The organism is Streptomyces sp. NBC_00250, from assembly GCF_036192275.1.
GTDB lineage: Bacteria > Actinomycetota > Actinomycetes > Streptomycetales > Streptomycetaceae > Streptomyces.
Window position 1 is genome coordinate 4403815 of the sequence record NZ_CP108088.1, and the last position, 12411, is coordinate 4416225.

The 12411-nt window shown below is 73.4% G+C and carries 7 protein-coding genes; 3 read left to right on the top strand and 4 right to left on the bottom strand.

Features of this window, described 5'->3' with window-relative positions; translation table 11 throughout:
• Window positions 1-305: 305 nt before the first annotated feature.
• Window positions 306-872: a MarR family winged helix-turn-helix transcriptional regulator gene (locus tag OG259_RS19855; RefSeq protein WP_030318311.1), complete on the bottom strand. Its 567-nt coding sequence runs from the start codon at window positions 870-872 to the stop codon at window positions 306-308.
• A 154-nt stretch (window positions 873-1026) separates the two neighbouring features.
• Between OG259_RS19855 and OG259_RS19860 the strand changes: the two genes are divergently transcribed.
• Window positions 1027-2295 carry an MFS transporter gene (locus tag OG259_RS19860; RefSeq protein ID WP_328943492.1) on the top strand — a complete coding sequence of 423 codons (1269 nt, stop codon included), beginning with the start codon at window positions 1027-1029 and terminating at the stop codon, window positions 2293-2295.
• Window positions 2296-2299: 4 nt separating this feature from the next.
• Here the strand turns inward: OG259_RS19860 and OG259_RS19865 are convergent, their stop codons facing one another.
• A complete protein-coding gene (locus OG259_RS19865; RefSeq protein ID WP_328943493.1) occupies window positions 2300-3964 on the bottom strand; it encodes an ATP-binding SpoIIE family protein phosphatase in 1665 nt (554 codons plus the stop codon).
• A gap of 106 nt (window positions 3965-4070) precedes the next feature.
• Window positions 4071-5435: an NAD(P)/FAD-dependent oxidoreductase gene (locus OG259_RS19870; RefSeq protein ID WP_328943494.1), complete on the bottom strand. Its 1365-nt coding sequence runs from the start codon at window positions 5433-5435 to the stop codon at window positions 4071-4073.
• A gap of 353 nt (window positions 5436-5788) precedes the next feature.
• On the opposite strand from OG259_RS19870, the gene OG259_RS19875 reads away from it, so the two are divergent.
• Both OG259_RS19875 and OG259_RS19880 read left to right on the top strand, forming a co-directional pair.
• Window positions 5789-6586 (top strand): TetR/AcrR family transcriptional regulator, encoded by a 798-nt coding sequence (locus OG259_RS19875; protein ID WP_328943495.1) that lies wholly within the window; start codon window positions 5789-5791, stop codon window positions 6584-6586.
• A gap of 264 nt (window positions 6587-6850) precedes the next feature.
• Window positions 6851-8929: a sigma-70 family RNA polymerase sigma factor gene (locus tag OG259_RS19880; protein WP_328943496.1), complete on the top strand. Its 2079-nt coding sequence runs from the start codon at window positions 6851-6853 to the stop codon at window positions 8927-8929.
• A gap of 84 nt (window positions 8930-9013) precedes the next feature.
• On the opposite strand, the gene OG259_RS19885 is transcribed toward OG259_RS19880, so the two are convergent.
• A complete protein-coding gene (locus OG259_RS19885) occupies window positions 9014-12403 on the bottom strand; it encodes an AfsR/SARP family transcriptional regulator (protein WP_328943497.1) in 3390 nt (1129 codons plus the stop codon).
• Between the last annotated feature and the right edge of the window lie 8 nt (window positions 12404-12411).

Genomic DNA, 12411 nt, shown 5'->3' on the forward strand with positions numbered 1-12411 from the left:
TCTATCAGATCCTTTCGGCGTCTGATTCCCAGTCAGCGGGGTTTGTCTTTGCGGCTGTTGGGCCGTTCCGACGTCTCAAACTCTAGCGGATTTCCCCGGCGGCTCATAATCGAGCTTTCGAAATGAATTTCGGCATGCCGAAATTCTTCCCGGTGGGGAGTTCGTGCTGAGTAGAGGTGCCGCTATCAGCGGCGGAGTGGCTGTCGAAGAACCGTTCCGGCTCTGTGACAACTCGGAGAACATTACGCATCCGGTGGGGGCGTGTCAACCCCCTCTCAGATGGCCTCGGGTGACCCCGGAGGACCTCAGTCGAGGTCCGTCAGGCGACCGCCGGCGTCGGGCTGGGTGAGCTCCACCCGGCGGAGGAGACGGATGAGGATCTCGCCGAGTACTCCCCTCTCGTCCGACGTCAGGTCCTGGAGCAGCTCCTCCTCGAAGTCCGTGGCCATGCGCATGGCCTCCAGCCACTTCGAGCGGCCCTCGTCGGTGAGCTCGACGATCACCCGGACGCGGTTGTTCTCGTCGCGGTCGCGGGTGACCAGGCCCTCTCCCGCCATGCGGTCGATGCGGTGGGTCATCGCGGCCGGAGTGAGGCCCAGGCGCTTGGCGAGCTCGCCGGGGCCCAGACGGTAGGGCTCGCCGGCGAGGACAAGGGTCTTGAGGACCTCCCACTCGGCGTTGCTGATGCCGAGGTCGGCGAGCTGGCGTCCGTACGCCACGTTCATCCGGCGGTTCAGCCGGCCGAGGGCGGAGACGACCTTCTCGACCTGGGGGTCGAGGTCGCGGAACTCGCGCTGGTAGGCGGCGATCTGCTCGTCGAGGCTCGGCTCCTGCGGAGCCTGCGGGCCGGACCGCTCGGGGTTGTCGGACATGCGGCGAGTATCCCACGGCTCTCGTTGGCGTTGAAGTCCTTCGGTGTGTACTGTTAAGGGTCTAACTTTAGTGTTGAAGTCTTCAAGGTTCAGGGCTACACCTCTGAACCTGCGACCGAAGTGGGTGAGTGTGACCGAGGCGAGGGGCGCAGCGATGCGCCGTATTCAGGCAGGCAGCGCGCTGAGCGCGTTCGGACTCGGCTTCACCGTGCCGTACCTCTATGTGTACGTGGCGCAGGTGCGGGATCTGGGCGCGGCCACGGCGGGCATCGTCCTGGCCGTGTTCGCCATGGCCGCACTCGTGGTGCTGCCCTTCAGCGGGCGGGCCATCGACCGGCGCGGGCCCGTGCCGGTCCTGCTGGTCGCCTCGGTCGTCGCCGCCGTGGGTGCGGTGGCGATGGGCTTCGCCTCCAGCGTGCCCGCGGCCGTGGGGGCCGCGGCGCTGCTCGGTGCCGGTACGGCCGTGCTCCAGCCGGCCCTCGCCACGATGATCGTCTGGTGCTCGACGCCCGTCGGCCGCACGCGGGCCTTCGCCATGCAGTTCTTCCTGCAGAACCTGGGTCTCGGTGTCGGTGGTCTGATCGGCGGTCTACTGGTCGACACGAACCGTCCGGGCAGCTTCATCCTGCTGTTCTCGATCGAGGCGGCGATGTTCCTGGTCCTGGCGGCGATCGTGGGGACCGTGCGGATGCCGGGCTCCCCCGCGTTCCAGGGCGCCCGTCCTTCCGAGGGCGGCAAGGGCGGCGGTGTCCGCGCGCTGCTCGGGCACAAGGCGATGGTGCAGCTGTGCGTCCTCGGCTTCGTCCTCTTCTTCGCCTGCTACGGACAGTTCGAGTCGGGCCTCGCCGCCTACGGCACCGAGGCCGCCGGCATCCAGCCCTCGACGCTCGGTATCGCGCTCGCCGCCAACACCGCGGTGATCGTGGCCGCGCAGTTCCTGGTGCTGAAGTTCGTCGAGCGCCGCAAGCGGACCCGGGTGATCGCGGCCGTGGGTCTGATCTGGACCGTGGCCTGGCTCATCGCCGGGTACGCGGGCCTCGGGCACGGCAGCCAGGCCATGGCGACGGCGGCCTTCGTCTCCACGTACGCCCTCTTCGGGCTCGGTGAGGCGATGCTGTCGCCGACCGTGGCGCCGCTGGTCGCCGATCTGGCGCCGGAGTCGATGGTCGGGCAGTACAACTCGGCCTTCGCGCTGGTCAAGCAGCTGGCGCTGGCCGTGGGGCCGGCCGTCGGCGGGCCCATGGGGGCCGCGCTGCACGGTCCGTACATCGTGACGTTCGTGCTCTTCTCGCTCGGCATCACGTTCCTCGCGGTGCGGCTGGGCAAGCAGCTGACCCCGGAGCAGAACCAGCCGTCGCTTGCCGTGAAGCCGTCCCGGGTCGTGGCGCAGCACGTGCCCGAGAAGGAGACCGCGGCAGCCTGATTTCTCAGTGGTCGGGCAGGGCGAACTCGCACCAGACCGCTTTGCCGCCGCCCGGTGTGCGGCGGCTCCCCCAGGACGAGGCGATCGTCGCGATGATCGAGATCCCGCGACCCGCCTCGTCCTCCGATTCCGCCCTGCGGCGGCGCGGCAGATGGTCGTCCCCGTCCGTCACCTCGATGATCAGGCGGCGGTCGGTACGACGCAGGCGCAGCCGCATGGGCGGGGTGCCGTGCTGGAGGGAGTTCGCCACCAGTTCGCTGGTGGCGAGGACGCCCAGGTCGCGCAGTTCGACCGGGAAGCGCCAGGACGACAGGACCCCGGAGGCGAAGGCACGCGCGCGGGGAGCGGCCTCGACTCCACCGAGGAGTTCCAGGGCCGCGTTGTGGAAGAGCTCCGCGTCCGCTCCCTTGCGGGAGGGGTGCTGGACCACCAGGACGGCCACGTCGTCGTCGTGCTCCGCGGTGACCCCCAGGGAGCGGAGCAGACGGTCGCAGACCACCTGCGGAGTGCCGCTCGCGCCGGAGAGCGCGCGGGCCAGGGCGGCGACGCCCTCGTCGATGTCCTCGCGGCGCCGCTCGACCAGCCCGTCGGTGTAGAGGACGGCGGTCGAGCCGGGCGGCAGGGCGATGGAGCCGGAGGTGTGCAGCCAGCCGCCCGTGCCGAGCGGCGGGCCCGTCGGGTCCTCGGCGCGGCGGACGCTGCCGTCCTCGTCCCGGACGAGGATCGGGAGGTGGCCCGCCGAGGCGTAGACCAGCTTCCCCTCGTTGGGGTCGTGGATCGCGTACACACAGGTGGCGATCTGGCTGGCGTCGATCTCGGCGGCGAGGCCGTCGAGCAGCTGGAGCACCTCGTGCGGGGGCAGGTCCAGGCGCGCGTAGGCCCGGACGGCGGTGCGGAGCTGGCCCATGACGGCGGCGGCGCGCACGCCCCGGCCCATCACGTCGCCGATGACGAGCGCGGTGCGGCCGGCGCCGAGGGTGATCACGTCGTACCAGTCGCCACCGACGGCCGCGTCGGTGCCGCCGGGCTGGTAGGTGGCGGCGATCCGCAGGTCGTCGGGCTGCTCCAGGTCCTGCGGGAGCAGGGAGCGCTGGAGGGTGACGGCGGTCTCTCGGTGGCGGCGCTCGCTGGCCCGCAGTCGCTCGGCGGCCTCGGCGTGGTCGGTGACGTCCGCCGCGTGGACGAGGACTCCGCCGCCGTCGAGGTCCGGGCTGTCCACGGGCAGGCACGTCACCGTGTACGAGCCGCCGTCCTGGGTGCGGCGGGACTTGACCGTACGCGGCTTGCCGCTGCGCAGCACCTGGTCCATGAGGGGCAGCAGGCCGAGCTCCTCCGCCTCCGGGCAGGTGTCGGCGACCGCGGCGCCCGCGGGGCGTGGGCCGAAGGCGGCGGCATAGGCGTCGTTGACGTACGCGATGCGGTGCTCCGGGCCGTACACGAGCGCGACCAGGCCGGGGAGACGGCCGAGGAGCTCTCGTACGGAGAAGTCCTCAAGGGTGGGTACGTCGCCGGTCTCGACGGCGACGCCGCCGGTGTCGGCGGTGTCGTCGGCGAGTTGCCCCAGCTGCTGCGCGTACTCACCGCGGGCGGCGGGCACGGAGCCTTCGGTCCCCCGCGCCGCGCGGCGCTGTGTGCCGGGGAGCCGGGCGCTCCAACGGGTGAAGTTCACGGATCTCTATGCCTCGTGGTGTCGGTGCCGTGCAGAGTCACGCTGTGCAGGTGTGAGCCCACCTATGGTCACACGTCCAGTGTGGACGAGTGCACTGACAGTGATGTCAGGACGACGGCTTGTCGCCGTGGTCGGGTGGCGGAGCGGCGGCGAGTTCGAATTCGGCGCGGGGGTGTTCCAGCGACCCGAGGGAGACGATCTCCCGTTTGAACAGGCCGGACAGGGTCCATTCGGCGAGGACCCGGGCCTTGCGGTTGAAGGTGGGCACGCGGCTGAGGTGATAGGCGCGGTGCATGAACCACGCCGGATATCCCTTCAGTTTCCGTCCGTAGACGTGGGCGACCCCCTTGTGGAGGCCGAGCGACGCGACGGAGCCCACGTACGCGTGCGCGTACTCCTTGAGCGGCTGCCCGCGCAGGGAGGCCGTGATGTTCTCGGCGAGGACCTTGGCCTGGCGGACGGCGTGCTGCGCGTTGGGCGCGCACTCCTTGCCGGGTTCGTCCGAGGTCACGTCGGGGACGGCGGCGGCGTCACCGGCCGCCCAGGCGTGGGCCACGCCCTCGACGGCGAGCTCGGCCGTGCAGCGGAGCCGGCCGCGCTCGTTCAGCGGCAGGTCGGTCGCGGCGAGGACGGGGGCGGGCTTGACGCCCGCGGTCCAGACGACGGTGCGGGTGGGCAGCCGGGTGCCGTCGCTGAGGACGGCGACCCGGTCCTCGCAGGATTCGAGGCGGGTCTCCAGGCGTACGTCGATGTTCCGGCCGCGCAGCTCGCGGATGGCGTACTTGCCCATCTCCGCGCCCACCTCGGGCAGGATCCGGTCCGAGGCCTCGACCAGGACCCATCGCAGGTCCTCGGGCTTGACGTTGTGGTAGTACCGCGCCGTGTAGCGGGCCATGTCCTCCAGCTCGGCGAGCGCCTCCACGCCCGCGTAGCCCCCGCCGACGAAGACGAAGGTGAGGGCGGCGTCGCGGATCGCGGGGTCACGGGTCGAGGAGGCGATGTCCATCTGCTCGATGACGTGGTTGCGCAGGCCGATGGCCTCCTCCACCGTCTTGAAGCCGATGCCGTGGTCGGCGAGGCCGGGGACCGGGAGGGTGCGGGAGACCGAGCCCGGCGCGATGACCAGCTCGTCGTACGTGAGGTCCACGGCGCCGGCGCCCTCCTCGACGGTCGCGAGGGTGGAGAGGGTCGCGGTCCGCTTGGCGTGGTCGACGGAGAGGACCTCGCCGATGACGATCCGGCAGCGGTCCAGGACCCGGCGGAGCGGCACGACGACATGCCTCGGGGAGATCGAGCCGGCGGCGGCCTCGGGCAGGAACGGCTGGTACGTCATGTACGGCTCGGGGGTGACCACCGTGATCTCGGCGTCGCCGGCTCTGAGCTCGGCCCTGAGCTGCCGCTGGAGGCGCAGCGCGGTGTACATGCCGACGTAGCCACCGCCGACCACGAGAATGCGCGCAGGTTCCGTCACTGTCCCATGACGCACCGCCGTCCGTGGTTTGTCCACAGCCCCGGCAAATTGTGTGACCGGAGGGGTACGGAGGCGCGGGGTGGCGCATGAGGGGGGTGCGGCCACAACGGTGCAGGTCAGGGGGGCCGCGCCGGGTTCGGTCGGGGGTCTGAATCGGGAGTGTTCCGGTCCTTGCTCCGATCGGGGGGCGCACCGTACGGAACTCCCCCTTCTGAATTGACCCGGACTCAACTATGTTCGTACTTCGTCGGGGTGTCGGATGGGAGCGCGTGGACCGAAGCGCTCGTCGACCGGAAGCCCCGTATCAGGGCGGGGAGTCTCCGGGGGGAGACATCATGAGCGGGGGAACGCTTATGCAGATTCAGGATTCACGATGGCAGACGGGCGCCGGCACGGCGACCGTGGACGACGGCCCGCACGCGGGCGTCGTCGGCTCGGAGCGCAATGGCGCACCGGTGGCCGGCGGCAGGTCCGCGCCGCTGCGGGTGGACGCCCAGCGCAATCTGGAGCACGTCCTGCGCGCCGCGCGCGAGGTGTTCGGCGAGCTCGGTTACGGGGCTCCGATGGAGGACGTGGCACGCCGCGCCCGTGTCGGGGTCGGCACCGTCTACCGGCGCTTCCCGAGCAAGGACGTGCTGGTCCGGCGCATAGCCGAGGAGGAGACCTCCCGGCTGACCGAGCAGGCGCGGGCCGCGCTGGGCCAGGAGGACGAGCCGTGGTCGGCGCTCTCCCGGTTCCTGCGGACCTCGGTGGCCTCGGGCGCGGGCCGGCTCCTTCCGCCGCAGGTGCTGCGGGTGGGCGTGGACGACGCCACGGTGCTGCCGTTCGGTGGCGAGTCCCACGACGCGGACGACGCGGCGCGGGTGCCGTACCAGCGGGGTCTCGGCGAGCAGACCGACGCGCGCGTGGTCGCGCCGCGGGCCGTACCGGCCGAGGAGAAGGACGACTCGGGCGCCGCGGAGCTCCTTGAGGTGGTCGGCCGGCTGGTCGACCGGGCGCGTGAGGCGGGTGAGCTGCGGGCCGATGTGACCGTGGCGGACGTTCTCCTCGTCATCGCCACCGCCGCCCCGGCCCTGCCGGACGCGGTGCAGCAGGCGGCGGCCTCGACCCGGCTCCTCGACATCCTGCTTGAGGGGCTGCGCTCCCGGTAGGGAGTTCGTCCTTCGGCGCTTCGGCGCTTCGGCGCTTCGGCGCTTCGGTGCTTCGGTGCTTCGGCGCTTCGGCACTTCGGTACTTCGGCCCTTTTGTGGTCCGGGCGGACCAACGAGCATGACACGAACGTGTGAGCGGTTACGCCCGGATACACGAAGTCGCCCCGGACGAGTGGTAAGTGGACGCGGCGCTTCGGCGTGCCCGCGCTCTGTGGCAGGCTTGGTCGGTGTTCGGGTCTGAGCATGCGTACGGGGGCTTCCGCGATGAGCGGTGACGGTCGGGACGAGCCGCTGGGAAACGGCGGCACCGCGGAGACCGGGGGCACGCCCTCACGGCAGGTGCCCAGCCAGGGCGGGCCGGGAGGCCTCTCCGGCGCACCAGGTCCGGTAGAGCCGCTCGACGCGAGCGTGCCGCAGCAGCGTGAGGGCAAGGCGTCCGGGTGGGGCACCGCTTCCGGGGCTGCCGCGGGGGCGGCCTCCACGACCTTCGCCGACCACGCCGGGGACGGGACGACCGGGAACGCGGCGACTGTCGAGGACGACGAGCCGCACGACACCGTGCTTCCGCCGCCCCTCGAACTGCCGCCCTCCGACGCCGAGCTCGTCCAGCTCATGCGGGAGGGCGACGACTCCGCGTACGAGGAGCTGTTCCGCCGCCACTCCGAGGCCGTGCGCCGGTACGCGAGAACCTGCTGCCGGGACGCGCACACCGCCGACGACCTGACCGCCGAGGTCTTCGCCCGCACCCTCCAGGCGGTCCGGGGCGGCGCCGGGCCCGAACAGGCCGTACGCGCCTATCTGATGACCACCGTCCGGCGGGCCGCGGCCAACTGGGCCAGGACCCAGAAGCGGGAACACCTGGTCGAGGACTTCGCCGTGTTCGCGGCGGACGCCGCCCGTTCCTCCGAGGTCTCCGACCAGGACACGATGGACCTCGGCGCCGACGTCCGGGCCATGCACGAGGCCGAGCAGTCGCTCGCCATGCAGGCCTTCCGCTCGCTGCCCGAGCGCTGGCAGGCCGTGCTGTGGCACACCACCGTCGAGGAGGAGTCCCCGAGCGAGGTCGCGCCGCTCTTCGGCCTGACCGCCAACGCCACGGCCGTCCTCGCCAGCCGTGCCCGCGAAGGCCTCAAACAGGCCTACCTCCAGGCCCACGTCAGCCAGTCCCTGACCGCCGGCGGCGACTGCGCCCGGTACGCGGACCGGCTCGGCGCCTACGCGCGCGGTGGGCTGCGGATGCGCGCCGAGCGCGGACTGCGCAAGCACCTGGACGAGTGCGCCAAGTGCCGGCTCGCCGCCGGTGAGCTGGCCCATGTCAACGCCGGGATCCCCGCGCTGCTGCCCGTCGCCGTCATCGGCTGGTTCGCCGCCGGGTACTCGCTCAAGGCCGCCGGTGTCGTCGCCGGTGGCGCCGTCGGCGCGGGCGCGGCCGGTGCGGCCGCGGCCGCCTCCGGGACCTCCGGGGGCGCGGCCTCCGGTGGTGCCGCCGCCGAGGGTCTCGGGGCGCCGGCGAAGGCCGGTGTCGCGGCGGCCGTGGCCGTCGCCGCGGCCGCCGGGCTCGTCTGGGCCATGGCCGGGGATCCGCAGCCCGTGGCCGCGCCCCGGCCCACGCAGCCCGTGGTCACCCCCGTCGTACCGGCGGAGCCCGCACCCCCGCCGAAGCCGACGTCGAAGCCCGTACCGCCGCCTCCGCCCGTACGGTCCGAGCCGCCGGCACCCACGCCGACGCCGACCCCGACACCCACGCCGACTCCCGCGAAGCCCTCCCCGGAGCCGACTCCCGCGAAGCCGTCCCCCAAGCCGACGCCGCCGCCGAAGCCCAGCCCGACGCCGACACCCACGCCTACGCCTACGCCGAGTCCCGAGAAGCCCTCGCAGAAGCCGACGCCGCCGCCCGCGCCGCCGAGCGTCTACCAGGTCAACGAGCTGGACTACGGGATCTTCGGCGACGGCTCCAAGCCCGAGGTCGCCCTCTCGGACAGCAGCTGGATGTGGCAGCGCAACGGCCTCTCCCTCGGCGGTACGCGGTACGCGCACGGGGTGAGCGTCCACGCGCCCTCGTCCCTGCTGATCGACCTCAACCGGCAGTGCACGAGTTACGACGCGATCGTCGGCGTCGACGACCTGAGCGCCCTGCTCGGTGTCGGCGGCGTCCGCTTCTCCGTGTACGGGGACGAGGAGCGGCTCTGGCGCTCCGACGTGGTCCGGGCCGGCGATCCGCCGATCCCGGTGCACGTCGACATCTCCGGCCGCAGCACGATCCGGCTGGTGGTGGAGGAGCACACGCCGTTCGGGCGGGCCGCGGTCGCCGACTGGGCGCAGTCCCAGATCAGCTGCTCCTGACGTACTCGTACGTCTCGGTCAGCTGACCGAGACGGTTCCGCACGCCCTTGATCAGCCGCTCCTGACGGTCTCGAACGTCCCGGGTCAGCCGCTCCCGACGGTCCCGCTCCCGTCTCCGTCCGGGGCGGGCCTCGCGGTGACGGTCTCCGCGAGGGCCAGTACGTCGTCGATGCCGAGGCCCTCCCCCGCCGCGCGGGCGGCGGCGAGGCCCGACGGGCCGAGCGCCGCGAGCGCGCGGTCGGTCACCGTCTCCAGGTCACGCAGGCCCGGAACCGAACGGGGCCGCTCGTCGCGCCAGCCGTCGACGGCCGCCATGATCCGTACCGCCAGAGCCGGTTCGCCCGCCGAGGACAGGACGATCGCGAGGCCCTCCGCCAGGCCCGCGGTGATGAAGTCCGCGCACTGCGCGTCCCGCGCACCGCGCAGCGCGTCGGTGGCCGTGGCGACGGCGGAAGCCCGGCCCTCGCCCGCCTCGACGCGCGCGGACAGCCCCACGAGGGCCGCCTCGAAGTGCGGTGGGGGCGCACCGGTCGCGGCCGTGCGGCCCGCCTCCTCCAGCTGGGCGCGGGCCTCCGCGACCTCCCCGCGGTGCAGGGCGAGGACGGCACGCAGGAAGCAGACGAACACGCCGGTGTCCCGCACGAAGTAGCGCTCCGCCTCCCGCGCGGCCTCGTCGAGGCCCTTCTCGGCGGCCTCCATGTCCCCTGCCTGATAGTCGAGTTCGGCAAGGCGGGCGATGAGGAACGGCGACTCTGCATGCGCGCCGACCTCGCGGGCCAGCCGGAGCGCCTCCTCGTACGCCTCCCCGGCCTCCTCGCTGCGGCCGCGCAGCATATGGGCCTCGCCCGTCGCGCTCGCGATCTGGGCCCCCATCCAGCGGTCGCCGACGCTCCGGGCGAGGCGGCCGAGCTCGGCCAGGTCCTCGTCGATGCCGGGCATGCCGCCGGGCATGTCGACGACCATGTGCGTACGGAACATGAGGCTGACGCCGACCTCCCAGTCGCCGCCGTGGCGGCGACAGTTGGCGACGGCCTCGTCGAGGAGGCCGCGGACCACGGCCGGTTCCTCGGTGAGGTACGCGGTGAACGGCCAGAGCAGGCCGGGGAACCGGGCGCCCTCGGGGCCCGGTGGCTCACCGAACGCGGACCGTACGCGGCGGGCGAGCGCGATCGCCTCCGGTTCCTGGAAGTCGCCCAGCGTGCGGCTGTCGACCGCGAGGAAGAACTGCAGCATGCGCAGCCGCATGCGGGGCCAGTAGCGGAGGTCCTCGGGGTCGGCCGGGTCGTCGCCGAGCGCGACCGTGCGGTCCACCCAGGTCAGGCCTTCGGGGCGGTAGTTGCGCAGCCACCAGAACCAGCCCACGGCGAAGACCAGGCGGTGGGCGGCGGCCTCGTCGGGGGCGGTGACGACGGTGCGGTGCAGGGCGGCGCGGATGTTGTCGAGGTCGCTCTCGATGCGCGCGATCCAGGGCAGCTGTTCGCCCGAGCGGAGCTTGGGCTCGGCGGCCTCGGCGAGGGCCGTGAAATGGGCGGTGTGGGTGGCCTCGGCGGCGGCGAGGAGCGCCGGGGTCTCGCCGGCGCGCTCGACCGCGTACTCGTGGATGGTCTCCAGGAGCCGGTAGCGCATCTCGCCGCCCTCGGTGGGGGTGGCGACGACGAGGGACTTGTCGACCAGGGCGCCGAGCGAGTCCGCGGCGCGCGGGGAGAGGGCCTCCGCCGCCGCGAGGTCCCAGCCGCCGGCGAAGACCGAGACCTGCCGGAGCAGGGTTCGCTCGTCGGGGTCGAGCAGCTCCCAGGACCAGTCGACGACCGCGCGGAGGGTCTGCTGGCGGGGCAGGACCGTGCGGGAGCCGGAGGTGAGCAGCTGGAAGCGGTCGTCGAGACGGTCGGCGATCTGGCGCGGGGTGAGCAGCCGCAGCCGGGCGGCGGCCAGTTCGATGGCGAGGGGCAGGCCGTCGAGGCGGCGGCAGATCTCGTCGACGGCGGCGCCGTCCCGGGCGAGGTCGAAGGAGGGGCGCACGGCGCGGGCGCGCTCGGCGAAGAGGCGGTGCGCGGGGTCGGGCGGAAGGGGCTCGACGGGGCGGACCGCCTCGCCGGGGACGCCGAGGGGTTCGCGGCTGGTGGCGAGGACGCGGAGCTGGGGGCAGTGGGTGAGGAGGGTCTCGGCGAGGGCCGCGGCCGCGTCGATCACGTGCTCGCAGTTGTCGAGGACGAGGAGGAAGGGGCGGCGGGCGAGGTGTTCGACCAGATGGGCGGTGGGGTCGTCCTGGAGGGCGGCGCCGTCGCGGGTGATCAGGTTGATCTCGCGGAGCCGGAGCGCGGAGAGAACGGCGCCGGGGACGGCCTCGGGGTCGTCGAGCGGGGCGAGCTCGGCGATCCAGGCGGGGGTGGGGGCGTCGGTGCTCGTGACGGGGCCGGTGGCGGGGGCGTCGGTGCTCGCCACCGGGCCCGTGGCGGGGGCTACGGCCCTGAGGGCGGCCTCCTCGGCAAGGCGGGTCTTGCCCGAGCCGCCGGGGCCGGTGAGTGTGACGAGCCGGGAGCGGGCCAGATCGGCGTGGAGCGCGGCGAGTTCGGGCTCGCGGCCCACGAAGGAGGTGAGACGGGGGCGGATGTTGCCGGGGAGGACGGTGGGGGTCGCCCGGCTGGGAGATTGCGCGTGGTCCGGCGGGGATTTCGGCTGCGGGTGGGCGGTCGGCGGCCCCCACGCGGTGCCCGTACGGGCAGGGCCCGGGGCGGGGCTCGGCGCGGGGCTCGGGGGCGGGCCCGCGAGGAGTTCCCGGTGGAGGGCGGTGAGTTCGGGGCCCGGGTCGGCGCCGAGGGCGTCCGCGAGGGTACGGCGGGCCGACTCGTAGGCGGTGAGGGCGTCGGCGTGGCGGCCCTCGGCCCGCAGGGCGCGGATGAGATGGGCGCGGAAGGCCTCGTCGTACGGGTACGTGGTGGTGAGTTCGGTCAGCTCCGGTACGAGTCCGTCGGTGGCGCCCCGGCGTAGATCGGCCTCGACGCGCTGCCGCAGGGCCGCGAGCCGCTGGGCCTCGGGGCGGACGCCGGCCGGGCCGGACAGATCGGCGAGGGCGGCGCCCCGGAAGAGGCCGAGGGCCAGGCGGAGGAGGGTGGCGGCCTTCTCCGGGTCGCCGGCTTCGAGGTGGGCGCCCGCGTCCTGGACGTGGCGCTCGAAGACGTACAGGTCGATGTCCTCGGGGGCGGCGACGAGCCGGTAGCCGGGGCCGGGGGTGGAGGCGACGGCGTCGCTGCCGATGATCCGCCGGAGGCGGCCGACCAGGGCCTGGAGAGCGGCGGGGGCGTCCTGCGGCGGGGCGTCCCCGTACACGTCGTCGGCCAGCTCGGTGACGGAGGCGGCGCGTCCGCCGCGCAGCGCGAGGGCGGCGAGCAGCGCGCGCAGCCGGGCGCCGCCGAGGGGGAGGCGGGCGCCGCGGGGGTCGAGGGCCTCGGTGGTGCCGAGGATGAGATACCGCACCGGCTCAT